The following is a 24716-nucleotide window of genomic DNA, read 5'->3' as shown; positions in this document are numbered from 1 at the left end:
CGAACCCACTGAAAAAATACTTTTTGTATATTCCTACCAACCGTAATAAAATAAACGCTCATAACTCATTATAAATAATAATGAAATAACGCCCTTTATTGATAATTTACATATGAAAAAAATAACACCTCTTTGTTTTATATCATTACTACTATCACTTCCTTTTATTATTTTTTACCAACCCTGGGTCAATGCATTACCGCCAACGCCCCGACACGCAAGTCCTGAGCAATTAGAAAAAACAGTTCGTTATCTTACACAAACTGTGCATCCCCGTAGTGCCGACAATATTGATAATCTGAAAAGGTCCGCAGAGTATATAAAAGAGGTCTTTATCAGTAGCGGTGCCAGAGTTACCGCGCAGGACGTCCCCATTACGGGAGGTCCCTACAAAAACATTGTTGCTGATTATGGTCCTGCCGATGGACCGCTGATTATTATTGGTGCGCACTATGACTCTGTCAGCAGTTATGAAAACGATCAATTGACCTATACGCCGGGCGCGGATGATAACGCCAGCGGCGTGGCAGGATTACTCGAACTGGCACGTTTGTTACAGCAGCAAGCACCGAAAACTGGCGTGCAGCTGGTCGCCTATGCGTCGGAAGAACCGCCCTTCTTTCGTAGCGATGAAATGGGGAGCGCGGTACATGCAGCTTCGCTTGAGCGTCCAGTTAGATTAATGATAGCGCTGGAGATGATTGGCTATTACGACTCTGCGCCTGGTAGTCAGGATTACCCTTACCCGGCAATGTCCTGGCTTTATCCCGATCGGGGAGACTTTATTGCCGTGGTCGGCAGAATGCAGGATATCAACGCCGTTCGTCAGCTAAAAGCGGCATTGTCGTCATCTCAGGATTTATCTGTTTATTCTATGAATGCCCCAGGGTTTATTCCCGGTATTGATTTCTCTGATCACCTTAATTATTGGCAACACGATATTCCCGCCGTAATGATTACCGACACCGCTTTTTATCGTAATAAACAATACCACTTGCCCGGTGATACCGCAGACAGATTGAATTATCAGAAAATGGCTCAGGTCGTGGATGGTGTTATCACCTTGTTATACAACAGTAAACAATAAAATTTTCTCGAGGCGGGTCCAGAAAAAGCAACATGCGCATTTTATTTTCCCTCATCTGTTTTAAGATGCGAAACATGAAATTCAACGGAGGAAAAATAAATGGGAATGATTGGCTATTTTGCGGAAATCGACTCAGAAAAGATTAACCAACTGCTTGAGTCAGCTGAAAAACCTTTAATGGACAATATTCATGACACGCTTTCAGGATTACGCCGACTGGATATTGATAAACGCTGGGATTTTTTACATTTTGGCCTGACGGGCACCTCTGCTTTTGATCCAGCTAAGAATGATCCGCTGAGTCGTGCTGTGCTTGGTGAACACAGCCTCGAAGATGGCATAGATGGTTTCCTGGGGTTGACCTGGAATCAGGAGTTAGCTGCGACAATCGACCGACTGGAAGCTCTTGACCGAAATGTGCTGCGTAAACAGTTTTCCATTAAACGACTCAATGAAATGGAGATTTATCCGGGAGTGACCTTTTCAGAAGAGTTAGAGGGGCAACTCTTTGCCTCGATTATGCTCGATATGGAAAAGCTGATTAGTGCGTACAGACGTATGCTGCGACAAGGGAATCATGCGCTGACGGTTATTGTTGGGTGATTTAGTTGGCAGCAGAATTGAAGGTTGATGTATAAAGTTTAAATGAAACATTCGTTCTAAAAGCTGGATGTGATGCAGAAATGTTTTATCCAGCTTACGAATGATTTAACTTCGTTTTAGACTGAAGCATAAGGATTTAAGGTTATTGGGATGAAATTAAACAAGGCATTGGACTACACATTTCTGGTTAACAAATTAAAAGCGCAAGGAATTACATTCTATGCAGGTTTGAGTGAGGCCGAGATTTCTGCCATTGAGCAAACTTTTAATTTCTGCTTTCCACTCGATTTTAAAGCATTTTTGCATACTGCTTTGCCAGCGTCGGAAGGTTTTATTCACTGGCGGCAAGCGCTGCACTCAGCAAAAATGGAACACGATGTGAAGCAGACATTTAAAACCCCTTTAGAGGGTGTATTATACGATGTTATAAAAAATAATTTCTGGCTTGATGTATGGGGAGAAAAACCCCTTAATTTAGATTCACGCAAAGATCATTTTGATAAAATTTCAAACCAATGCCCGGTTTTGATTCCTTTGTATAAGCATCGTTATATGTCTACTTCTTATACTGGTGGTAATCCCGTGTATTCAGTATATAACAGCGATATCATCTGTGCTGGCAACGATCTGGCATCCTGGATGAAAACGGAATTCAACCTGGCATTACCTCAACATTACCAGGCAGATAAAAAACCAGTTCATTTTTGGGATGATTTTTTATAAATCGTGTCCGTTGTGGCGACGTGGGAAAATCTCAATATTATCCTTTACAAATTGCAGTAATATAGCGTCGGCTTCACTATCCAGTTGTTCACAGTGCTTCATAAATTTTTTAAATTTATCATCTTTAATGATGTTATTATGGTCTTTGCCTTGTGCTCTTAACTCATCATAACGATTTCTCGCCACAACAATAACTTCAGCCATTTCATCTAAGCCTACTACCTGTAATTGTTGGGGGACATTTTCCATCTCATAATATAACGCACTATCCAGCCCTTCCCATCCCCAATAGTTACGCCATTCACATACCAGCATAAAGGCTTGTAATTGTGGAGGCAGCGATTGGAATGCCTTAAAACCAAACCAAAATTTGCATGTCAGATTCCATTCATATGTTATTGCTAATTCTATATTACTTAAAGCATCTCCGGCATCCTTATTTTTACGTATAATCAGTTCCGTCAGTGTATAACGCTGTTCATCAATACGCCGAAGAGCTTCTGCCATATCGTAGTTTGCCGCCAGCAAAACATTCTCTGCCTCCTGATGAGTGACGTCTACTTTTGCCGTCAATATATTGATTTGGTCAATATGAAACAACTTAATGGCTTCATCAACATCACCACCCGTCTTCTCTAACAAACGCCTGGCAGCCTGGATACCGACAGGTACGTTCTCCCGAAGTGTGCGAATCTCACTTAACCATTCCATTGGTTTTCCTTGTGTATTGTATTAGGAAGTGAATCATTATACTTCGACGCAGATATAGATTTATATGTTCTTTTTATTAGCAACAATTAACACCATAAAAAAACCGCCGAAATCGGCGGTTTTTTTACATCAACACTCAACCTTACATCAGCGGCATTGCTAACCGAACAATGCTAATCAGCGGTTGTGGCCATACACCCAGCACCAGTACCAACAGTGCAGAGATCAGCACCACGATACCACCTGCGCTGTACTGCCAGTTTGACGGTGCATCGCGACCCGGTTGCTCCGGGGCGTGCAGGTATAAGCTCACCGCTACGCGCAGGTAGTAGTAGAGGCCGATTGCCGAACCGACAACCACGGCACCCACCAGCCACCACAAGTGTGCCTGGACACCGACCGCCAGCACGTAGAACTTACCGATAAAGCCCAGCGTCATCGGGATACCGGCCAGAGACAGCATCATCACCGTCATCACCGCCGCGAGGATCGGACGATGCCAGAACAGACCGCGGTAAGAGAACAGGGAATCAGCATCCGGGCCACGATACGGGCTGGACATCAGGCTGACCACGCCGAACGCGCCTAGGCTGCTGAACAGATAACCGGCCAGGTAAACCCCTACCGCTTCCATCGACATCTCGCCAGTTTGCAGCGCAATCAGCGCCACCAGCAGATAGCCGAGGTGAGAGATAGATGAGTAACCGAGCAGACGTTTGATATTGGTCTGGCTCAGCGCCATCAGGTTACCGAAGATGATAGAGGCAAAGGCGATAATCGCCAGCACCACGCGAATCGCTTCGCTGTCACCCACCGGTGCGTAGAGGAACAGACGCATCACCACGCCGAAGATAGCGATTTTGCTCGCCGTCGCCAGGAAGGTAGAAACCGGCGCAGGCGCGCCCTGGTATACGTCTGGCGTCCACAGGTGGAACGGCACCAGAGAGAGCTTGAAGCCGAGGCCGACAATCATCAGGCCAAAACCTGCCAGCAACAGCGGCTCGTTGAGCATGCCGTCGCCGAGGTTTTTACCCAGTGCAACGAACGACAGGTCGCCAGACTGCGCGTACACCAGTGCCATACCAAACAGCAGGAAAGAAGATGCTGCAGCAGAAAGGATGGTGTATTTGATACTGGCTTCCAGCGAACGTTTCTGGCGGAAAGCGTAACCGACCAGGCCAAACAGCGGCAGAGAGATCAGTTCAATACCGAGGAACAGAGACGCCAGGTGATTGGCATTCGCCAGCAGGATCCCGCCCAGAGCGGCAATTAACACCAACAGGTAGAACTCGTCCTTGTTGTCGTTATAGCCTTCAAGCCACGGGTAGGCGAAAGTACAGGTGGCGAGGCTCGCCAACAATACCAGCCCGGTGTAAAGCATGGCGAAACCATCAACGCGCATCAGCGGCGTAACGTCCATAGCGCCCGCCTGGCCGACAAACCAGAGCGAAACCAGCGCCGCGTTAAGCCCAATAACCGAGAGCGTAGCGTTGAGGAAATGATTGCGTCGCCACGCAATGGAGAGCATCACAACCACCACCGTCAAGCCGACGATCAGCAACGGTAGCAGTGCGATCAGGTTTTGTGGAGTTATTGTCATGGCGATTTACGGCCTTGTAGTAGTAACGGAATTAACAAACCACTGCTGGATATTGCCAATCGCGGAGTGCGAGGTATCCAGAATCGGCTGCGGATAGAAGCCCAGCAGTACCAGCAGCACCACCAGCAACAGGATCATAAACAGCTCACGCAGCGACATCCCTGGCAGTTCCTGGCTGGCAATCTGGCTTTTCGCTTTACCGAAGTAAGCTCGATGAAGCATCGCCAGCGAATAAACAGAAGCAAAGACCAGCCCGAAGGTAGAGATAACGGTAATCATCGGGACAACCTGGAAGCTGCCGAACAGGATCATAAATTCGCCGACGAAGTTACCGGTGCCTGGCATCCCAAGCGTTGCCACTGCAAAGAACAGCGACAGTGCTGGCAGCCATTTCATTTTGCTCCACAGACCGCCCATCATGCGCATATCGCGGGTGTGGATACGTTCATAAAGCTGACCGCAGAGAATAAACAGACCCGCCGCCGACAAGCCGTGAGCAATCATCTGAATGACCGCGCCCTGGTAGGCTAACTGGCTGCCGGTGTAGATAGCAATCAGCACGAAGCCCATGTGGGAAACCGAGGTGTAGGCGATCAGACGTTTGATATCGGTCTGGGCGAAGGCCATCCACGCACCGTAGAAGATGCCGATAACACCCAACCACATGGCGATTGGCGCGAACTCTGCCGACGCGTTCGGAAACAGTGGCAGAGAGAAACGCAGCAAACCGTAAGCGGCGGTTTTCAGCAAGATCCCCGCGAGGTCAACGGAACCGGCAGTCGGTGCCTGAGAGTGCGCATCCGGCAGCCAGCCATGCAGCGGAACCACCGGCATTTTCACCGCAAATGCGATGAAGAAGCCCAGCATCAGCAGGTATTCCACGCCGTTAGACATCGGCGTATTCAGCAGCTCTTCATAATTGAAGGTCCAGACGCCGGTCGCATTGTAGTGAACAAAAACCAGCGCCAGGATAGCAATCAACATCACCAGACCACTCGCCTGGGTGTAAATGAAGAACTTGGTTGCCGCCGTGATACGCGTTTTACCGTCAGAAGCTTTATGCCCCCACAGTGCGATCAGGAAGTACATCGGCACCAGCATCATTTCCCAGAAGAAGAAGAACAGGAACATGTCGATGGCAAGGAACACGCCGATAACGCCGCCCAGGATCCACATCAGGTTGAGGTGGAAGAAGCCCTGATATTTTTCGATCTCTTTCCACGAACAAAGTACCGCCAGCACGCCGAGCAGACCGGTCAGCACGACCATCAGCAGCGACAGACCATCAATGGCGAGATGAATAGAGATACCAAAACGCGGGATCCACGGCATGTCGAATTCAGACTGCCACTGCGGAATTCCGGCAGATTGCGTCAGTGAATAACCGCCCTGCAACCACAGTTGCAGCGACAGCGCCAGCGTCAATCCCATGGTGATCAGCGCGATCCAGCGTGGCACCTTGACGCCAAAGCGTTCGGTCTGCCAGCACAGGAAGCCGCCAATAAAGGGGATTAGTATTAACCAGGGTAATAACATAGCTAAGTATGTCCCTTATATTTACTCCTGCTCAGGCTATCTCACTCGCCAGCCCGAATCCCGGCAGTGCTCGCAATCCTCACGTACTTAAGTACGCTCCGGTTGCTGTGCGCTGGCGGTATCCGGTCTGACTTCGCCGATGACGCCTGTACTTCAGGAACAGTTACCTAAAATTTATTCTTAGTTCACAGACCCGGCGCAACGCCGGGTATATTCACTCAGCCAACAACTCAACGCAGTACCATCAACAGTGCCAGCACCACGACCGCACCGATGCTCATGGATGCCACATACCAGCGCAGGTAGCCGTTCTCACTGAACAGCAGACCTTTACCCGCAAAGCGCGAGAGAACCGCCGGGATGTTCATCATTGAGTTCAGCGGATCGCGTTTCAGCAACCAGGCAATACCCAGGAACGGCTTGACGAACACTTTGTCGTACAGCCAGTCAAAGCCCCAGGCGTTGTACCACCAGGTACCCAGCAGACGGCCCGGCGCACTGTTGGCGATGGAGGTCACCAGAGTACGTTTACCCAGCCACAGCCAGGCTGCCAGCAGAATACCAACCACCGCGACCACGCCAGAGGTAATTTCCAGGGTCAACATGCTGCCGTGCGCTAGTTCCGTAGTTTGCGGAAGCACGCCCTGCAGCGGCGGTACAATCAGTGCGCCAACGAAGGTGGAAAGGATCAGCAGCACAATCAGCGGCAGGCTGTGAGTAATCCCTTTCACGGCGTGAGCGTGAATTTGTTCTTTCCCGTGGAAGACGATGAAAATCATACGGAAGGTGTAGAGAGAGGTCATAAACGCACCGACCAGACCTGCCACCATCAGATTGATATGACCATTCGCCATCGCACCCGCGAGGATCTCATCCTTACTGAAGAAGCCCGCAGTAACCAGCGGCAGTGCCGACAGTGCTGCACCACCCACCAGGAAGCAGAGATAAACCAGCGGAATAGATTTACGCAGACCGCCCATCTTGAAGATGTTCTGTTCGTGATGGCAGGCCAGAATGACGGAACCGGATGCCAGGAACAGCAGCGCTTTAAAGAACGCGTGGGTCATCAAGTGGAAAATCGCCGCATCCCATGCCTGTACGCCAAGCGCGAGGAACATGTAGCCAATCTGGCTCATGGTGGAGTAAGCGAGAACACGTTTGATGTCGGTCTGTACCAGCGCGGCAAAACCGGCCAGCAGCAGCGTAACTGCCCCGACAATACCCACCAGATGCAGAACTTCTGGTGTCATCAGGAACAGGCCGTGGGTACGGGCGATCAGGTAGACACCCGCGGTTACCATTGTTGCAGCGTGGATCAGCGCGGAGACAGGCGTCGGGCCCGCCATCGCGTCGGCAAGCCATGTCTGCAACGGCAGCTGCGCAGATTTACCAACCGCACCGCCCAGCAGCATTAGCGTCGCCCACATCAGCATGTTATTGCCGTCAGCAAAGTGCGCGGGTGCCAGTTCCACCATTTCACGGAAGTTCAGGGTGCCCAGTTCGTTGTAGAGAATGAACAGCGCGAAAGCGAGGAACACGTCACCCACACGGGTCACGACAAACGCTTTCATTGCCGCTGCGCCATTCTTCGGATCGGTGTAATAGAAACCGATCAACAGATAGGAGCACAGGCCCACGCCTTCCCAGCCGAGGTACATCAGCAGCAGGTTGTCGGCAAGAACCAGAACCACCATGCTGGCGATGAACAGGTTGGTGTAGGCGAAGAAGCGAGAGTAGCCCTCCTCACCACGCATATACCAGGAGGCGTACATGTGAATAAGGAAACCGACACCGGTGACCACCGAGAGCATGGTCAGCGACAGGCCGTCCAGCACCAGATTGAAACCGATGTTAAAGTCGCCTACCGACATCCATGTCCACAGCGGCTGGCTGTATGCCTGCTCGCCGTTAGCGAAGAAGTCAACGCCGATAAAGGCGGTTACCAGCGCCGCCAGGCCCACAGAGCCTACGCCCACGATCGCCGAGACATTTTCAGACCAGCGCCCACGGGAGAACGCCAGCAGGACGAAGCCAATCAATGGCAAAATAATGGTTAAGGCAAGCATGTTCATCCGCGCATCTCACTTACTGAATCGATGTTCAGGTTCTGGCGACGACGGTGAAGTTGCAGCAGCAGCGCAAGGCCGATACTCGCTTCCGCCGCCGCGAGGCTGATGGCGAGAATGTACATCACCTGACCGTCGGTCTGACCCCAGTAGCTTCCGGCGACCACAAAGGCCAGCGCAGAGGCGTTAATCATGATTTCCAGACCAATCAGCATAAAGAGCAGATTGCGACGGATAACCAGACCGGTTAAGCCAAGAACGAATAAGATTGCCGCGAGGATCAGTCCATGTTGTAAGGGGATCATGCGTGCTCCTCCGTTTTTCTTTTCGCGCTGTCGTCTTTACGATTGCTCAGCACTTCACCCGCACGCTCTTCACGACCGACGTGGAAGGCCACAACCAGACCAGCCAGCAGCAGCATAGAAGCCAGTTCCACCGCCAGTACGTAAGGCCCGAACAGCGTAATACCCACTGCTTTAGCACTGATTGGCGTACCGTCGATACCCTGATCGTTAACACCGAGAATGGCGTAAACAATCACCACCAGCATGATGGCTGACAAAATTGCCGGACCAATCCACACCTGCGGTTTCAGCCACTGGCGTTCCTGTTCGATTTCCGAACCGCCCAGGTTGAGCATCATCACCACGAACACGAACAGCACCATAATGGCACCCGCGTAGACGATAATTTCCAGCGCACCGGCGAAGTAAGCGCCCAGTGAGAAGAACACCCCGGAAATCGCCAGCAGCGAAATAATCAGGTACAGCAATGCATGTACCGGATTGGTATGGGTGATCACTCGCAAGGTCGCAAGTATGGCTATCAGGCCACAGATATAAAAAGCGAACTCCATTGCCCCTCTCCTTACGGTAACAGGCTCTTGACGTCGATAGGCTTGGCTTCGTTCTCTGCTTCGCCCTTATCTTTGCCGTCGATTGCCATACCTGCCATCCGGTAGAAGTTATATTCCGGGTATTTGCCCGGACCGGAGATCAGCAGATCCTCTTTCTCATAAACCAGATCCTGGCGCTTGTATTCCCCCATTTCGAAATCCGGGGTTAACTGAATCGCCGTGGTCGGACAGGCTTCTTCGCACAGACCACAGAAAATGCAGCGTGAGAAGTTGATGCGGAAAAATTCCGGATACCAGCGACCGTCTTTGGTTTCTGCTTTTTGCAGCGAGATACAGCCGACCGGGCAGGCTACCGCGCAGAGGTTACAGGCTACGCAACGCTCTTCGCCGTCCGGGTCGCGGGTCAGAACGATGCGACCACGATAACGGGGCGGCAGATAGACCGGCTCTTCCGGGTACATTCGCGTTTCGCGTTTGGCGAACGCGTGCAGGCCGATCATCCAGATACTACGAACCTGGGTGCCGAAACCTACTAACAATTCTTTTAAGGTCATGGTCTTAGTGCCCCTTATTGCGCCTGCCAGAGAATGACAGCCGCCGTTACCAGCAAGTTGATCAGCGTCAGCGGCAGGCAGATTTTCCAGCCGAAGGACATTACCTGGTCATAACGCGGACGCGGTAACGACGCACGAATCAAAATGAACATCATCATAAAGAACGCGGTTTTCAGCGCGAACCAGATGAATGGCGGTAAGAACGGGCCTTGCCAGCCACCGAAGAACAGCGTCACCATCAATGCGGAGATGGTCACAATCCCGATGTATTCGCCCACGAAGAACAGACCGAACTTCATGCCGGAATATTCAATGTGGTAACCATCCGCCAGTTCCTGCTCGGCTTCCGGCTGGTCAAACGGGTGACGGTGACACACCGCCACGCCCGCGATGGCAAAGGTAATAAAACCAAAGAATTGCGGGATGACGTTCCACACGTGCGCCTGGCTGTTAACGATGTCGGTCATGTTGAATGAACCGGCCTGCGCCACCACGCCCATCAGGGAAAGCCCGAGGAACACTTCGTAGCTCAGGGTCTGCGCAGAAGCACGCATCGCACCCAGCAGCGAGTATTTGTTGTTACTTGACCAGCCCGCAAACAGCACCGCGTAAACCGCCAGACCGGCCATCATCAGGAAGAACAAAATCCCGATATTCAGGTCGGCAACTACCCAACCAGGGCTGACTGGCACAATCGCAAAGGCCAGCAGCAGCGAGGTAAAGGCAATCATCGGTGCCAGGGTAAAGATGACGCGATCCGAGAATTTCGGGATCCAGTCTTCTTTAAAGAACATTTTGATCATGTCCGCGACCAGCTGGAGCGAACCGCCCCAGCCAACACGGTTAGGTCCGTAACGGTTCTGGAACAGACCCAGCAGGCGACGTTCGCCAAAGCTCATGAATGCCCCGCAGGTGACAACCACCAGCAGGATCACCACCGCTTTGAGGATGGTCAGCAGGATCTCAATCAGTTCCGGTGATATCCAACTCATTGTTGTGCCTCCTTGAGATCCTCAAGATGCGCGCCAGCCAGCACCGGAGCAATGCCGGACATGCCCATCGGCAAGCCCACCTGCCCTGCCGTCAGTCCTTCGGCGATTTCAACCGGCAGCGTGACCGTGTTGCCATCGTAACTAAAGGAGACGCGTGTACCCGCGTTCACTCCCAACTTCGCGGCATCCGCTGGGTTGAGTTTGATGTACGGTTGCGGCATACGGCTCTGGAAGACCGGAGCACGCTGTGACAATTCATCGCTGCCAAACAGGTGGTAGTACGGCGCGATACGCCATTTCCCGTCCTGCGGTTGGAAGCGTGCCGGTACGCTGGTGAAGTAATCCAGACCGTTTTCGCTGGCTTCAAACAGACGCACGCCCGGATCGCCAAAGCGCAGTTTGCCGCCCACTTCGTCCTGGAATTTGTTCCACGCCTGCGGGGAGTTCCAGCCCGGCGCCCAGGCAAACGGCACTTGCGAACGGTGCGCGGTCGGCTGGTTGTTACCTTCCATCGAGAAGGTGAACATGGTGTCAATATCCTGCGGCTGACGCGGCTCATGAACGCTGATGTTGGCGCGCATGGCGGTACGACCGCTGTAACGGTGCGGCTCACGGGCCAGTTTCTGCCCACGAATACGGAATGTCGCATCCGGCGCAGCATCTTTGATACCTGCCAGTTCCGGGATTTTCGCCACAACAGCGTCAATCACATGGTCGAGCTGCGTCCAGTCCACTTCACGGCTCAGCAGGGTGCTGTGCAGCGAGTGCAGCCAGCGCCAGCTTTCCAGCATCACAGTTTTGCTGTCGTAATAAGCCGGATCGTAAACCTGGAAGAAACGTTGGGCGCGGCCTTCGTTGTTGATCACCGTACCGTCGCTTTCAGCAAAGCTGGCGGCGGAAAGCACCAGATGGGCGTTTTCCATGATCGCCGTACGTTGATGGTCAACCACCATCACCAGCGGCGCTTTCGCCAGCGCAGCATTCACGCGGGTAGCGGAAGCGTGACGATGCAGATCGTTCTCCAGCACCACCACCGCGTCGGCGCGTCCTGTTTCCAGTTCGGTCAACGCTTCTTCAAGCGAACCGCCGCCCATAATGCCCAACCCCATGCTGTTGACAGAGCGGGCAATCATGGTGATACCGACGTCAGCGCCGCGACCTTTCAGGGCTTTCGCGACGTTAGCCGCAGCCTGAATCACTTCAGCGCTACCAGCGTTCGTCCCGGAGATAATTAACGGTTTCTTCGCACCAGCCAGTGCCTGCACGATGACGTCGATTTTGCTTTGCAGCTCAGGTTCGATACCGTCAACCGCTGGTGCAGAGTTATCCAGCGCATGGGCGATGGCAAAACCTAAACGCGCCTGATCTTCAACCGGTGCGCGGTAAGTCCACGCCGCGATATCATCCAGACGGGTGTCATCAACGTTAGTCACAAACAGCGGATGCTTCGCACGTTGACCGATGTTGAGGATTGCCGCAATCTGCCAGTCAGCCACTTTCTGTGCTGCTGCCATTTCGCGCGCTTTACCTTTCACCGCCTGACGCACTGCCAGCGCGACGCGCGCGCCGGTCTGGGTAACGTCTTCGCCCAGCACCAGTACCGCATCGTAAGATTCGATTTCGCGCAGAGCCGGAGTATAAATGCCGCCTTCGCGCAGAACTTTTAGCGCCAGTTGCAGACGTTCCTGCTCACCGTGAGCGATACCGGTATAGAAGTTTTCTTCGCCCACCAGCTCACGCAGCGCAAAGTTGCTTTCCACGCTGGCACGCGGAGAACCGATGCCGATGACTTTCTTCGACTGACGCAGAATATCTGCCGCGCCCTGCATTGCCTGTTCGGCGTTGAGGGTAATGAAATCATCGCCACGACGCTGTACTGGCTGACGCGGACGATCTTTCAGGTTGACGTAGCCGTAACCGAAACGACCTCGGTCGCAGAGGAAGTAGTGGTTTACCGTACCGTTGTAACGGTTTTCGATACGACGCAGTTCGCCATAACGCTCGCCGGGGCTGATGTTACAGCCGATGGAACATTGCTGGCAGATGCTCGGCGCAAACTGCATATCCCATTTACGGTTATAACGCTCGGAGTGCGTTTTGTCGGTGAATACGCCGGTCGGGCAAATTTCGACCAGGTTACCGGAGAATTCGCTTTCCAGGGTGCCGTCTTCCGGGCGACCGAAGTAGACGTTGTCATGTGCACCGTAAACGCCCAGATCTGTACCGTCAGCGTAATCTTTGTAGTAACGCACGCAGCGGTAGCAGGCGATGCAACGGTTCATTTCGTGAGAGATGAACGGCCCCAGATCCTGATTGCGGTGGGTACGTTTGGTGAAACGGTAGCGACGGAAGCTGTGTCCGGTCATCACGGTCATATCCTGAAGATGGCAGTTACCGCCCTCTTCACATACCGGACAATCGTGCGGGTGGTTGGTCATCAACCACTCGACCACGCTTTCACGGAACTGTTTCGCTTCTTCGTCGTCAATGGAAATAAAGGTGCCATCGGAAGCCGGTGTCATACAGGACATCACCAGGCGACCACGCGTGTCTTCCGCGTTTTGGTATTGCTTCACCGCACACTGGCGGCAAGCACCGACGCTTCCCAGCGCCGGATGCCAGCAAAAGTAAGGAATATCAAGGCCCAGAGACAGACAAGCTTCCAGCAGGTTGTCCGCTCCGTTAACCTCGTATTCTTTGCCGTCTACATGAATTGTAGCCATTAGCATGCTTCCAGTTTTCTCAGTCAGAGACTGAGCGTTAATCGAAATTCGGTTACCAGCGCTCTTTCAGCAGGTTCGGCTGAATCCCATTAATCAAATGGGTATTGCTGAACGGCTGTTTGATTCCCGCCTCAAATTCTTCGCGGAAATATTTGATGGCGCTCTGTAACGGCTCCACTGCACCAGGTGCGTGGGCACAGAAAGTTTTACCCGGACCCAAGAATCGACACAGTTGCTCAAGTGTTTCGATATCGCCCGGCTGACCTTCGCCACGCTCCAGCGCGCGCAGAATTTTCACGCTCCACGGCAAACCGTCGCGGCACGGCGTACACCAGCCGCAGGACTCACGGGCGAAAAACTCTTCCAGGTTACGCACCAGCGACACCATGTTGATCTCGTGATCAACCGCCATCGCCAGCGCCGTACCCAGACGGCTGCCCGCTTTACCGATACTTTCGAATTCCATCGGCAGGTCAAGGTGCGCTTCGGTCAGGAAGTCAGTGCCCGCACCGCCAGGCTGCCAGGCTTTGAATTTCAGGCCGTCACGCATACCACCGGCGTAATCTTCGAGGATCTCGCGTGCGGTAGTGCCGAACGGCAGTTCCCACAGGCCCGGATTTTTCACCCGACCGGAGAAGCCCATCAGCTTGGTGCCAGCATCTTTGCTTTTCGAGATGTTCTGATACCACTCCACGCCGTTAGCGAGGATCGCCGGAACGTTACACAGGGTTTCGACGTTGTTGACACAGGTCGGTTTGCCCCAAACGCCAGAGGTTGCCGGGAAGGGGGGCTTCGAGCGTGGGTTAGCGCGACGCCCTTCCAGGGAGTTGATTAACGCTGTTTCTTCCCCGCAGATGTAGCGCCCTGCCCCGGTATGGACGAACAGTTCGAAATCGAAACCTGTTCCCATAATGTTTTTGCCAAGCAGCCCTGCTTCGGTGGCTTCGGCAATGGCACGGCGCAGATTCACTGCCGCCTCGATATATTCGCCACGCAAGAAGATGTAGCCACGATAAGCTTTCAGCGCAAATGCGGAAATGAGCATACCTTCCACCAGCAGGTGCGGCAGTTGCTCCATCAGCAGGCGGTCTTTATAAGTGCCCGGCTCCATTTCATCGGCGTTACACAGCAGGTAACGGATGTTCATGGATTCGTCTTTCGGCATCAGGCTCCATTTCAGGCCAGTCGAGAAGCCCGCACCGCCGCGCCCTTTCAGGCCAGCGTCTTTAACCTGATTGACGATCTCGTCCGGAGACAGCCCGGTCAGCGCCTTACGCGCTCCTTCGTAACCGTTTTTGCTGCGATATTCGTCCAGCCACACTGGCTGTTTGTCATCACGCAGACGCCAGGTCAGCGGATGCGTTTCGGGAGTACGGATAATGTTTTTCATTTATACCGCTCCAGCAGTTCAGGAATCGCTTCTGGGGTCAGATGCGCGTGAGTGTCCTCATCGATCATCATGTTTGGCCCTTTGTCGCAGTTCCCCAGGCAGCAAGTTGGCAGCAGCGTAAAGCGACCGTCAAACGTCGTTTGCCCTGGTTTGATGTTCAGTTTTTTCTCCAGTGCCGCCTGAATGCCCTGGTAACCGTTAATGTGACAGACCACGCTGTCGCAATAACGGATCACATGGCGACCAACCGGCTGGCGGAAGATCTGGCTGTAGAAAGTAGCCACGCCTTCGACATCACTTGCGGGAATACCCAGAACGTCAGCGATCGCGTGGATCGCGCCGTCTGGCACCCATCCACGCTGTTTCTGAACGATTTTCAGCGCTTCAATGGACGCCGCACGCGGGTCTTCGTAGTGGTGCATCTCGTGCTCAATCGCTTCACGCTCAGCCGCACTCAGCTCAAAAGCCTCGGTTTGTGGTTGTTGATTCTCGTGCATAATTAGCGGTCCACATCTGACATAACAAAATCGATACTGCCCAGATAAACAATCAGGTCAGACACCAGGCTGCCGCGGATCGCCGCCGGAATTTGCTGCAAATGCGCATAACTCGGCGTACGGATACGGGTGCGATAACTCATGGTGCTGCCGTCGCTGGTCAGGTAGTAACTGTTGATCCCTTTGGTCGCCTCAATCATCTGGAAAGATTCATTGGCAGGCATCACCGGCCCCCACGACACTTGCAGGAAGTGGGTGATCAGGGTTTCGATATGTTGCAGCGTGCGCTCTTTCGGCGGCGGCGTGGTCAGCGGGTGATCCGCTTTGAACGGGCCTTCCGGCATGTTGTTGAGGCACTGCTCAAGAATGCGCAGACTCTGACGCAATTCTTCCACTTTCAGCATTACGCGGGTGTAGCAGTCAGAAACACCACCACCAACCGGGATTTCAAAGTCGAAGTTTTCATAGCCAGAATAAGGGCGCGCCTTACGCACATCGAAGTCGATCCCGGTAGCACGCAGGCCCGCGCCAGTGGTGCCCCACTCCAGCGCCTCTTTCGCGCCGTAGGCGGCTACGCCCTGGGAACGGCCTTTCAGAATCGTGTTTTGCAGCGCCGCTTTCTCATAAGACGCCAGACGTTTCGGCATCCAGTCGAGGAACTCACGCAGCAGGCGCTCCCAGCCGCGCGGCAGGTCGTGCGCTACGCCGCCAATACGGAACCACGCCGGGTGCATACGGAAACCCGTGATTGCTTCCACCAGATCGTAAATTTTCTGACGATCGGTAAAGGCGAAGAACACTGGCGTCATCGCGCCGACGTCCTGAATAAAGGTCGAGATATACAGCAGGTGGCTGTTGATGCGGAACAGCTCAGAAAGCATTACGCGAATGACGTTAACGCGATCTGGTACGGTGATCCCGGCCAGTTTCTCTACCGCCAGTACATACGGCATCTCGTTAACACAGCCACCGAGATATTCGATACGGTCGGTATACGGAATGTAGCTGTGCCATGACTGGCGCTCGCCCATTTTCTCCGCACCACGATGGTGGTAACCGATGTCTGGTACGCAGTCGACAATCTCTTCGCCATCGAGTTGCAAAACGATACGGAAAGCACCGTGCGCCGACGGGTGGTTCGGACCGAGGTTGAGGAACATGAAGTCTTCATTTTCGGTGCCGCGCTTCATCCCCCACTCTTCCGGTTTGAAGGTCAGGGCTTCCATCTCCAGATCCTGTTTGGCTTTGGTCAGCTCAAACGGCGAGAATTCGGTAGCGCGCGCCGGGTAATCTTTACGCAGCGGGTGACCTTTCCAGGTTTGCGGCATCATGATGCGGCGCAAATTGGGGTGACCATCGAAAGTAATGCCAAACAGATCCCAGGTTTCACGCTCATACCAGTTAGCGTTCGGGAACAGCTTGGTGAAGGTCGGTACGTGCAGGTCGTTTTCTGCCAGCGCCACCTTCAGCATGATGTCGCGGTTACGATCGATAGAAATCAGATGGTAGAAAACGGAAAAATCCGCGGCAGGTAACCCTTCGCGGTGTGTGCGCAGACGTTCGTCCATGCCGTGTAAGTCAAACAGCATGACGTAAGGTTTCGGCAGTTTCTTTAAGAAATCACCCACTTCCAGTAATTGTTCACGCTTGATCCACACAACGGGAACCCCGGTGCGAGTCGCCTGAACAGTAAAGGCATCCGGCCCAAAACGGTTGCGCAGTTCGCCAATCACCGGATCATCAAGATGATCGCGGGTCTGCCAGGCGGGTTCTTGCGCGGTTAAGTCGGTCATATTGTTCACCATTGCAAATGGTCCGTGGTGACTGTCGGCGCAGTAAGCTTCGCGAAATAGATTTAGGAATAAGCGAAGAAAAATCCCTTTGCCGACAGGCGCAAATTAAATCTCGTCAGGTGTACGCAGGTTGGTTACGGCAATGCGTTCACCGCGCTTGCGTTCGCGCTCTGATTGCATATTGGCGCGATAAACGCCCTGATCGCCAACCACCCAGGAGAGCGGACGACGTTCTTTACCGATAGATTCCTGCAACAGCATCAGTGCCTGCATGTACGCTTCAGGACGTGGCGGGCAGCCCGGGATATACACATCAACCGGAATGAATTTATCGACGCCCTGCACAACGGAATAAATATCGTACATACCGCCAGAGTTGGCACAGGCACCCATTGAGATAACCCATTTTGGTTCCAGCATCTGGTCATACAGACGCTGAATAACCGGTGCCATTTTGGTAAAGCAGGTTCCTGCAACCACCATCAGGTCAGCCTGACGCGGCGAAGCACGCAATACTTCTGCGCCAAAACGTGCCACGTCATGCACCGCGGTAAACGAAGTCACCATCTCAACGTAACAGCAGGAAAGACCGAAGTTATACGGCCAAATTGAGTTTTTACGACCCCAGTTAACCATGTCATTGAGCTTGCCCATAAACACGTTTTTGTTAACTTCTTGCTCCAGAGGGTCGGTTACGATCTCCTGCTTTTGCAGGGGGTAACGGTCGTTCTCACCGTTGGGATCTATGCGGGTGAGCGTATAATCCATCTTAATGCCTCGCGGTTAGCGTTGACGATTAGCGATACTGTTCGTTTCCGGGTTCATACGCTCGCGGCGTGAACGCGCGGGCGTCCAGTCCAGCGCGCCAATACGCACCAGATAAACCAGACCTGCCAGTAACACAAAAATAAAAATTGCAGCTTCCACAAAGCCTACCCAGCCGCTTTCGCGGATAGAAGTTGACCATGCGAACAGATACAGCGCTTCAACGTCGAAGATAACGAAGAACATGGCCACCAGATAAAACTTGGCGGACAGGCGTAAGCGGGCGGAGCCGACCGAGTCGATACCTGATTCAAACGGAACGTTTTTCGACCTCGCGCGTGCGCGACCGCCTAAAAACCAACCGCCTACCAGCATCAGGCAACACAGGCCAATGGCAACGATAAGAAAGATAGCGAATGCCCAGTGATGAGCGATGACTTCAGTGGATGTTGACATACTCATTGCTTACTCATCAAAAGTAGCGCCAGATTCACTGCTCTTCACGGCAGATGGACGCCACATCGATTCATGGGGAGGAATAAAAAAAACCTTACAATCACTGTAGAAACTCTTTTATACAGCTAATTGATGTGGTCTTTTACTCCTTTTTATAACCTTTTGTCAACTTTAACAAAAGTTTCTTCACATTAGTTTACATAATATCAACACCATTAGCATTTAATGCCCTTTCACCCCAGATCCTTGACGACTCCAGGATAATTAGATGTTGTTGAATCGTGTCCGTTGTGAAGCAATGGAAAAAATACGGGTCTATTTTGACAGGAATTTGTGTCGATTCCTCCCCCCAAAAGAGAGTATTTTCTTGATCTGTGACACGCTTTTGTCATTCCATAACAAAAACGCAGCAACAAATTTACGTATTTTTTAACATCATTGTAGCAGGTGATTTTTTTCAGGCGATTATTTGTGCGTTCGGGACGTGAATCTCTGGTGATTGAAAAATGAACAGTTTTGTGCGTTCTGCACGATACGAGGAAGGCTTTTTACTAAAAAAAAGCCGCTGGGGTTTAAAACACCCCCAGCGGCTCGTTTTTACACTATTGTCTTAGAAATTATCTATGGTCCGTCGATTACTCGATATCCCTTTCAATTAACAATGAGTCATCGCCTTCCGGAGCAGACATTGGGCTGTATTGCCACGGATTATGGTAGCTCTCCATCGCCTGATAGATCACCTGGGCCAGCTCATTATTACTGGACGGGTCATAGCACAGCAAATATTCGGTATCGGGTAGCGGCGGTAAGCCATCTACTCCACTCAGCACACGCAGGTCTGGACTCATCATCTCGACCGGCCTTGCCGTCACGCCAAGACCGGCTTTCACTGCCGCACGAACGGCCGGAAGCGTCGAGGCGACATAAGCCAGTCGCCATGGAATATCTGCTTTATTAAGCGTCGCCAGCACCATATCGCGAAACGGGCTAGGATCATCCAGCAATACAAGAGGGATCGGCTCGCCTTTTTGCAATACGTATTCCGCTGCGCAGTACCAGTGTGTTGGCGAGGTACGCAGGTTCAATGCCTTAAACGTTGAAGGACGATGGGTGGTTACCATCAAATCCACTTCCTGGGATTCCAGCATTTCTGCCATATAGGCATTACGTTTAACGCGGACATCCAGCGCTAGTTTCGGATAAACCGAACTCACGCGATTTAACAGGAAAGGTAAGATCGTATCGGCAGATTCATCTGAAGCACCGATAGTTAACACGCCCTGAAGATTGCTGAACATTAATGATGAGCAGGCCTCATCATTAAAACGCAGGATTTTCCTGGCGTAACCAAGAAGTTGAATGCCATGTTCAGTTAACAGTTTGTTGCGACCGTGACGAGCGAACAGTTCTTTCCCAACGAGTTGTTCCAGACGCTGCATTTGCTGACTTACGGCGGACTGAGTACGACACACAGCGGCAGCTGCGGCAGCAAAAGTGTTCAGATCGGCAACAGCAACAAATGTTCTCAGCAGATCGAGGTCGAGGTTAATTATCGGACGATTTGCACTTATCATATATTATCACTTACTGGCGGCTCGTACTGAGCTGGTTAATGCTGTGCACACACAAACAAGCAATTCCATTTGTAATGTGCCTCCCTGGCAGTTTCATCCGGAACCCGGACGAAAGTAAAAATGCATATGAGTTGCACTAAAAAAGCGACTCACATTGTTCCGTTATAATGCCTGAAGTAGATCACAGAATATATCTTCAGGAATCGCATATCTATTAAGTTACTCACTCTTTTGTATTTATGACATGCGCGTGTTTGTATAAATGTAAATGTGAGTCCTTGTTCCACTCTCGTGCAGCATCGCTGGTCATACGCGAACACGTACAAACAGCAATGGTGAGGCGGCATCAAGAGCAGGGATCCGTCATTTATGCGAGCATTTTACCCCAAAAACCTTTTATTTATAAGGGTCATTGCGAATTATCTGATGCAAAGTTATGTTATGTTAGGCAAAGTAATCTTCTATTATTAATAAGCACAACAAAACCTTTTTGAATATTAAATAATAATTAATTAGCATCATCCTCATTCATTAATCCCGCTTAACAATAGTTTCACACCTTGCACCCATTACGACACCTCGGAAATCATCACGCTGTTAAACTCTCCGTAATGCGGAAATATCATCATCACGATTCATTAGTGAATTCTTAAACGAGGCATTTTCAAACAATTATCTTACAGATAAAAAAACCACACTCACAATTAAGAATCAGAACAATTAACTACATAACATTAATTATTAAGCATATACATCTCATTATTTTGCCATTATTAAGTTATTAACAGCACAATCAAGCCTTCCCCTCTGGCAAAATCTTATTCTGCAGACCTTCAAAACGCCGTCCTGGGGGAGTACATTGTTCTAAGCTGACTTCCACGGCAGGGAGTGGCGATAACAGCAAAAAAGGTCAAGATTCATGTCCCCCATTGAAAAATCCAGCAAATTAGAGAATGTCTGTTACGACATCCGTGGTCCGGTGCTGAAAGAAGCAAAACGCCTGGAAGAAGAAGGTAACAAGGTACTGAAACTGAACATCGGCAATCCTGCCCCGTTCGGTTTTGACGCGCCAGATGAAATCCTCGTTGACGTGATTCGCAACCTGCCTACCGCTCAAGGGTATTGCGATTCCAAAGGGCTTTACTCCGCGCGTAAAGCCATCATGCAGCACTACCAGGCTCGTGGCATGCGTGATGTTACCGTGGAAGATATTTACATCGGCAATGGTGTATCGGAGCTTATCGTTCAGGCAATGCAGGCATTGCTGAACAGCGGGGACGAAATGTTGGTTCCTGCACCTGATTACCCACTATGGACCGCGGCGGTTTCGCTCTCCAGCGGTAAAGCGGTGCATTATCTTTGCGATGAATCCTCTGACTGGTTCCCGGACCTTGATGATATTCGCGCTAAAATTACGCCTCGTACGCGTGGGATCGTTATTATCAACCCAAATAACCCAACCGGCGCGGTATATTCCAAAGAGCTTTTAATGGAGATTGTGGAGATTGCACGTCAGCATAATCTCATTATCTTCGCCGATGAAATTTATGACAAAATTCTCTACGACGACGCTGAGCATCACTCAATTGCGCCGCTGGCACCTGATCTGCTGACCATTACCTTTAACGGATTGTCGAAAACGTACCGCGTTGCAGGCTTCCGTCAGGGGTGGATGGTGTTGAACGGGCCGAAAAAACACGCCAAAGGTTACATCGAAGGTCTGGAAATGCTGGCTTCAATGCGCCTGTGTGCTAACGTTCCTGCGCAACACGCCATTCAGACCGCACTAGGCGGTTATCAGAGCATCAGTGAATTTATTACTCCCGGCGGGCGTCTTTATGAGCAGCGTAACCGCGCGTGGGAATTGATCAACGACATTCCGGGCGTTTCCTGCGTGAAACCGCGCGGTGCGCTGTATATGTTCCCGAAAATCGACGCTAAACGCTTTAACATTCACGACGACCAGAAAATGGTGCTGGATTTCCTGTTGCAGGAAAAAGTCCTGCTGGTTCAAGGGACAGCATTCAACTGGCCGTGGCCGGATCACTTCCGCATTGTCACACTACCACGTGTTGATGATATCGAGCTGTCTTTGAGTAAGTTCGCGCGTTTCCTTTCTGGTTATCATCAGCTGTAATCTTAATTTCACTGCCGGAGATTGCATCCGGCAGTGTTATCCCGCCACAATGACCTGATGATGTCATCATACGTAAGGTCACTATGAAACAGAGCCATTTTTTTGCCCATCTCTCCCGCCTGAAACTCATTAACCGCTGGCCACTAATGCGCAACGTGCGGACGGAAAATGTGTCCGAACACAGTTTGCAGGTAGCGATGGTCGCCCATGCGCTGGCAGCTATCAAAAATCGTAAATTTGGCGGTAATGTCAACGCCGAACGTATCGCTTTACTGGCGATGTACCACGATGTCTCAGAAGTTCTCACCGGCGATCTCCCTACTCCGGTGAAATACTTCAATTCGCAAATCGCTCAGGAATACAAGGCTATTGAAAAAATCGCTCAGCAAAAACTGGTCGATATGGTTCCGGAAGAGCTGCAGGATATCTTTGCGCCGTTAATTGACGAGCATGCATACAGCGATGAAGAGAAATCTCTGGTGAAACAGGCAGATGCACTGTGTGCATATCTGAAATGTCTGGAAGAACTCGCGGCGGGAAATAATGAATTCTTGCTGGCAAAAACGCGACTGGAAGCGACGCTTGAAGCGCGCCGCAGCCAGGAGATGGACTACTTCATGGAAGTCTTTGTTCCCAGCTTCCATCTTTCGCTCGATGAGATTAGCCAGGATTCACCGCTGTAAGCAGCCGGAGTCTGCGTCGCATCAGGCAATAAGCGCCGGATGCGACATCAGGCTCTTGTCAAAACGGAAACAGCATCGGGATCATCACCACACAAACCGCCATCACGATAATGGTGAACGGTACCCCCAACTTCACAAAGTCACTGAAGCTGTAATTTCCCGGGCCTAAAACCAGTGTGTTAACAGGTGAAGAAACCGGTGTCATAAAGGCGGCGGATGCTGCCATCGCCACGACCATCGCAAATGGATAAGGCGACACACCCATCGTTTTGGCAGCAGCCAGCGCAATCGGAGCCATCAACACCGCCGTTGCGGTATTAGAGATAAATAGCCCAATAACCGCCGACAAGACAAACAAACAACCCAGCATCATATGTGGCCCGTAACCTCCGCCAATGTCCATCAGCCCTTTCACCGCCAGCGCGACACCTCCCGTTTTCTGTAATGCCACAGCAAACGGCATCATCCCAACGATCAAAATAATGCTCGGCCAGTGAATGGATTTATAGGCGCTTTCAGCATCGATACAACGGAATTTCCCCATCAGCAGGCAGGCGATGATAGCGGCAACAGGATTAGGGATTTCATCGGTAAGCATTAACGCTACCATCAACACCAGGCAAAAAATGGCATGAGGTGCCTGACTGTGTGCTGGCGATGCTTCACTCACCTCTTCGGGTAAGTTCAGCGCCACAAAGTCACGCCCCTGTTTTGCCAGCATACCGATCAGTTTCCAGTTACCCACAACCAGGATGATATCGCCCAGCAGCAGAGGCTCATCCGCCAGCGAACCTTCCATCGCCTCGCCATTGCGCTTTAGCCCCACCACATTCAGTCCGTAACGGGTACGAAAACCAATTTCGCGCACCGATTTGCCAATAAGTTCTGACTCAGGAATTAATGAAATCTCTGCCATGCCCACATCAAGGGCTTGATCAGAAAAATACTCGCCGCGCAGTACCATCGGCTCCAGCAATTGCTCACTACAGAATTGCCGGAGATCGACATCAGCCGCAGACATATCAATAAGCAAAACGTCACGCGCGCGAAATTCAGAAACCCCGTTAACATTCACGATAACGCGACGAAAACGCCGCCAGCGTTCAACACCGATGACGTTAGCACCATAACGCTCACGTAATTTGAGATCGTCCAGTCGTTGACCAATCATTGGCGAACCGGGGCGAATAGCCAGACGACGCGCACGCCCGGTCAGTCGATATTCACGGATAAGATCGCGAAAGGTTCGACGCGTCCAGCCTTCGCGCTGTGGGGTCTGGGTATCCCCTTTCAGCATGAAACGCATCACTAACATATACAAAATACCCAGCACCAGCACGACCAGGCCAATAGGTGTTACGCTAAAGAAACTAAAACCATGATAGCCTTCACGCAGCAATTCACTGTTGACTACCAGGTTCGGCGGCGTCGCCACCAGCGTCATCATGCCGCTTATCAGCCCGGCAAAACTTAACGGCATCATCAGGCGCGACGGCGACGTTTGCATACGCATGGCAACGCTTAACACCACGGGAATAAAGATAGCGACAACACCGGTTGAACTCATAAATGCGCCGAGGCCCGCGACGGTCAGCATCAACAAAACCAACATTTTGATTTCACTGTTACCCGCCACTTTGACCAGCCATGTCCCCATTACGGTGGCAACACCGGTACGGACCAAACCATCGCCAATAATGAACAAGGCGGCAATCAGGACAACGTTAGGATCGGAAAAGCCGGAAAATACTTCGGGGACCGTCAGCGTTCCGCTTAATGCAAACGCGACAATAACAAACAAAGCGACCGCATCCATACGCACTCTGCCCGTCGCAAACAAGACGATGGCAACGGCCAGTAATGAAAGAACCCAAATCAATTCACCGTTCACAACTTATCCTTGTTAATTGAGGGGGATGACTTGATTCTGCCATAAAAAAGCCCCGACGAGACGGGGCTAAATCATGATC

Annotated in this window: 21 protein-coding genes; 5 read left to right on the top strand and 16 right to left on the bottom strand. The window is 51.6% G+C overall.

Features of this window, described 5'->3' with window-relative positions; translation table 11 throughout:
* Window positions 1-112: 112 nt before the first annotated feature.
* The 3 genes from FQ015_RS06335 (at window position 113) to FQ015_RS06325 (ending at window position 2413) form a co-directional block, all read left to right on the top strand.
* Window positions 113-1087 (top strand): M28 family metallopeptidase, encoded by a 975-nt coding sequence (locus FQ015_RS06335; protein WP_115738503.1) that lies wholly within the window; start codon window positions 113-115, stop codon window positions 1085-1087.
* Window positions 1088-1186: 99 nt separating this feature from the next.
* Entirely contained in the window at window positions 1187-1690 is a 504-nt protein-coding gene (locus FQ015_RS06330) for a YfbM family protein (RefSeq protein ID WP_069912951.1), read from the top strand.
* 150 nt (window positions 1691-1840) lie between these two features.
* Window positions 1841-2413 (top strand): SMI1/KNR4 family protein, encoded by a 573-nt coding sequence (locus FQ015_RS06325; RefSeq protein ID WP_115738502.1) that lies wholly within the window; start codon window positions 1841-1843, stop codon window positions 2411-2413.
* On the opposite strand, the gene FQ015_RS06320 is transcribed toward FQ015_RS06325, so the two are convergent.
* The 15 genes from FQ015_RS06320 to lrhA form a co-directional block, all read right to left on the bottom strand.
* On the bottom strand, window positions 2408-3124 hold the full coding sequence (locus FQ015_RS06320; RefSeq protein WP_160523845.1) for a hypothetical protein: 717 nt from the start codon (window positions 3122-3124) through the stop codon (window positions 2408-2410). The genes FQ015_RS06325 and FQ015_RS06320 overlap by 6 nt on opposite strands.
* A 142-nt stretch (window positions 3125-3266) precedes the next feature.
* Entirely contained in the window at window positions 3267-4724 is a 1458-nt protein-coding gene (gene nuoN, locus FQ015_RS06315; protein WP_000156701.1) for an NADH-quinone oxidoreductase subunit NuoN, read from the bottom strand.
* Between the two features lie 6 nt (window positions 4725-4730).
* Window positions 4731-6260 (bottom strand): NADH-quinone oxidoreductase subunit M, encoded by a 1530-nt coding sequence (nuoM, locus tag FQ015_RS06310; protein WP_105277986.1) that lies wholly within the window; start codon window positions 6258-6260, stop codon window positions 4731-4733.
* Between the two features lie 230 nt (window positions 6261-6490).
* The gene (gene nuoL, locus FQ015_RS06305; RefSeq protein WP_001056607.1) at window positions 6491-8332 is read right to left on the bottom strand and encodes an NADH-quinone oxidoreductase subunit L; all 1842 of its coding nucleotides are present in this window, start codon (window positions 8330-8332) and stop codon (window positions 6491-6493) included.
* Window positions 8329-8631 carry an NADH-quinone oxidoreductase subunit NuoK gene (gene nuoK, locus FQ015_RS06300; protein WP_000612644.1) on the bottom strand — a complete coding sequence of 101 codons (303 nt, stop codon included), beginning with the start codon at window positions 8629-8631 and terminating at the stop codon, window positions 8329-8331. The genes nuoL and nuoK overlap by 4 nt, the downstream gene beginning before the upstream one ends.
* The gene (nuoJ, locus tag FQ015_RS06295; RefSeq protein WP_000393511.1) at window positions 8628-9182 is read right to left on the bottom strand and encodes an NADH-quinone oxidoreductase subunit J; all 555 of its coding nucleotides are present in this window, start codon (window positions 9180-9182) and stop codon (window positions 8628-8630) included. Before nuoJ ends, nuoK begins: the two co-directional genes overlap by 4 nt.
* Window positions 9183-9193: 11 nt before the next feature.
* Complete coding sequence (gene nuoI / locus FQ015_RS06290; protein WP_000172749.1) at window positions 9194-9736, bottom strand: NADH-quinone oxidoreductase subunit NuoI; 543 nt, start codon at window positions 9734-9736, stop codon at window positions 9194-9196.
* Between the two features lie 14 nt (window positions 9737-9750).
* A complete protein-coding gene (gene nuoH / locus FQ015_RS06285; protein WP_000118503.1) occupies window positions 9751-10728 on the bottom strand; it encodes an NADH-quinone oxidoreductase subunit NuoH in 978 nt (325 codons plus the stop codon).
* Window positions 10725-13451, bottom strand: coding sequence for an NADH-quinone oxidoreductase subunit NuoG (nuoG, locus tag FQ015_RS06280; RefSeq protein WP_160523844.1), 2727 nt, complete (start codon window positions 13449-13451; stop codon window positions 10725-10727). Before nuoG ends, nuoH begins: the two co-directional genes overlap by 4 nt.
* 52 nt (window positions 13452-13503) lie before the next feature.
* Window positions 13504-14841, bottom strand: a complete 1338-nt coding sequence (gene nuoF / locus FQ015_RS06275) for an NADH-quinone oxidoreductase subunit NuoF (RefSeq protein WP_000789502.1) — start codon at window positions 14839-14841, stop codon at window positions 13504-13506.
* Window positions 14838-15338 carry an NADH-quinone oxidoreductase subunit NuoE gene (gene nuoE, locus FQ015_RS06270; RefSeq protein ID WP_000545042.1) on the bottom strand — a complete coding sequence of 167 codons (501 nt, stop codon included), beginning with the start codon at window positions 15336-15338 and terminating at the stop codon, window positions 14838-14840. Before nuoE ends, nuoF begins: the two co-directional genes overlap by 4 nt.
* A gap of 2 nt (window positions 15339-15340) precedes the next feature.
* Window positions 15341-17143 (bottom strand): NADH-quinone oxidoreductase subunit C/D, encoded by a 1803-nt coding sequence (gene nuoC, locus FQ015_RS06265; RefSeq protein ID WP_000247885.1) that lies wholly within the window; start codon window positions 17141-17143, stop codon window positions 15341-15343.
* 93 nt (window positions 17144-17236) lie between these two features.
* The gene (gene nuoB, locus FQ015_RS06260; protein WP_000386733.1) at window positions 17237-17899 is read right to left on the bottom strand and encodes an NADH-quinone oxidoreductase subunit NuoB; all 663 of its coding nucleotides are present in this window, start codon (window positions 17897-17899) and stop codon (window positions 17237-17239) included.
* A 15-nt stretch (window positions 17900-17914) separates the two neighbouring features.
* Window positions 17915-18358: an NADH-quinone oxidoreductase subunit NuoA gene (gene nuoA, locus FQ015_RS06255; protein ID WP_000062997.1), complete on the bottom strand. Its 444-nt coding sequence runs from the start codon at window positions 18356-18358 to the stop codon at window positions 17915-17917.
* A 629-nt stretch (window positions 18359-18987) separates the two neighbouring features.
* The gene (lrhA, locus tag FQ015_RS06250) at window positions 18988-19926 is read right to left on the bottom strand and encodes a transcriptional regulator LrhA (protein ID WP_000622290.1); all 939 of its coding nucleotides are present in this window, start codon (window positions 19924-19926) and stop codon (window positions 18988-18990) included.
* A gap of 919 nt (window positions 19927-20845) precedes the next feature.
* On the opposite strand from lrhA, the gene alaA reads away from it, so the two are divergent.
* Together alaA and yfbR are read left to right on the top strand one after the other, a co-directional pair.
* Window positions 20846-22063, top strand: coding sequence for an alanine transaminase AlaA (alaA, locus tag FQ015_RS06245; RefSeq protein WP_000074527.1), 1218 nt, complete (start codon window positions 20846-20848; stop codon window positions 22061-22063).
* 83 nt (window positions 22064-22146) lie between these two features.
* Entirely contained in the window at window positions 22147-22746 is a 600-nt protein-coding gene (yfbR, locus tag FQ015_RS06240; protein ID WP_000813867.1) for a 5'-deoxynucleotidase, read from the top strand.
* A gap of 58 nt (window positions 22747-22804) precedes the next feature.
* Here yfbR and FQ015_RS06235 read toward each other — a convergent pair whose 3' ends face one another.
* The gene (locus FQ015_RS06235) at window positions 22805-24637 is read right to left on the bottom strand and encodes an SLC13 family permease (protein WP_001012889.1); all 1833 of its coding nucleotides are present in this window, start codon (window positions 24635-24637) and stop codon (window positions 22805-22807) included.
* Between the last annotated feature and the right edge of the window lie 79 nt (window positions 24638-24716).

This window comes from Escherichia sp. HH26CH (assembly GCF_009820205.1).
GTDB lineage: Bacteria > Pseudomonadota > Gammaproteobacteria > Enterobacterales > Enterobacteriaceae > Escherichia > Escherichia coli_F.
This window is presented reverse-complemented; position numbering and strand designations above follow the sequence as displayed.

Excerpts from the sequence above, each read along its gene's own strand:
- FQ015_RS06335 (WP_115738503.1), top strand. The coding sequence starts at position 113 with ATGAAAAAAATAACACCTCTTTGTTTTATATCATTACTACTATCACTT.
- FQ015_RS06330 (WP_069912951.1), top strand. The coding sequence starts at position 1,187 with ATGGGAATGATTGGCTATTTTGCGGAAATCGACTCAGAAAAGATTAAC.
- FQ015_RS06325 (WP_115738502.1), top strand. The coding sequence starts at position 1,841 with ATGAAATTAAACAAGGCATTGGACTACACATTTCTGGTTAACAAATTA.
- FQ015_RS06320 (WP_160523845.1), bottom strand. The coding sequence starts at position 3,124 with ATGGAATGGTTAAGTGAGATTCGCACACTTCGGGAGAACGTACCTGTC.
- nuoN (WP_000156701.1), bottom strand. The coding sequence starts at position 4,724 with ATGACAATAACTCCACAAAACCTGATCGCACTGCTACCGTTGCTGATC.
- nuoM (WP_105277986.1), bottom strand. The coding sequence starts at position 6,260 with ATGTTATTACCCTGGTTAATACTAATCCCCTTTATTGGCGGCTTCCTG.
- nuoL (WP_001056607.1), bottom strand. The coding sequence starts at position 8,332 with ATGAACATGCTTGCCTTAACCATTATTTTGCCATTGATTGGCTTCGTC.
- nuoK (WP_000612644.1), bottom strand. The coding sequence starts at position 8,631 with ATGATCCCCTTACAACATGGACTGATCCTCGCGGCAATCTTATTCGTT.
- nuoJ (WP_000393511.1), bottom strand. The coding sequence starts at position 9,182 with ATGGAGTTCGCTTTTTATATCTGTGGCCTGATAGCCATACTTGCGACC.
- nuoI (WP_000172749.1), bottom strand. The coding sequence starts at position 9,736 with ATGACCTTAAAAGAATTGTTAGTAGGTTTCGGCACCCAGGTTCGTAGT.
- nuoH (WP_000118503.1), bottom strand. The coding sequence starts at position 10,728 with ATGAGTTGGATATCACCGGAACTGATTGAGATCCTGCTGACCATCCTC.
- nuoG (WP_160523844.1), bottom strand. The coding sequence starts at position 13,451 with ATGGCTACAATTCATGTAGACGGCAAAGAATACGAGGTTAACGGAGCG.
- nuoF (WP_000789502.1), bottom strand. The coding sequence starts at position 14,841 with ATGAAAAACATTATCCGTACTCCCGAAACGCATCCGCTGACCTGGCGT.
- nuoE (WP_000545042.1), bottom strand. The coding sequence starts at position 15,338 with ATGCACGAGAATCAACAACCACAAACCGAGGCTTTTGAGCTGAGTGCG.
- nuoC (WP_000247885.1), bottom strand. The coding sequence starts at position 17,143 with ATGGTGAACAATATGACCGACTTAACCGCGCAAGAACCCGCCTGGCAG.
- nuoB (WP_000386733.1), bottom strand. The coding sequence starts at position 17,899 with ATGGATTATACGCTCACCCGCATAGATCCCAACGGTGAGAACGACCGT.
- nuoA (WP_000062997.1), bottom strand. The coding sequence starts at position 18,358 with ATGAGTATGTCAACATCCACTGAAGTCATCGCTCATCACTGGGCATTC.
- lrhA (WP_000622290.1), bottom strand. The coding sequence starts at position 19,926 with ATGATAAGTGCAAATCGTCCGATAATTAACCTCGACCTCGATCTGCTG.
- alaA (WP_000074527.1), top strand. The coding sequence starts at position 20,846 with ATGTCCCCCATTGAAAAATCCAGCAAATTAGAGAATGTCTGTTACGAC.
- yfbR (WP_000813867.1), top strand. The coding sequence starts at position 22,147 with ATGAAACAGAGCCATTTTTTTGCCCATCTCTCCCGCCTGAAACTCATT.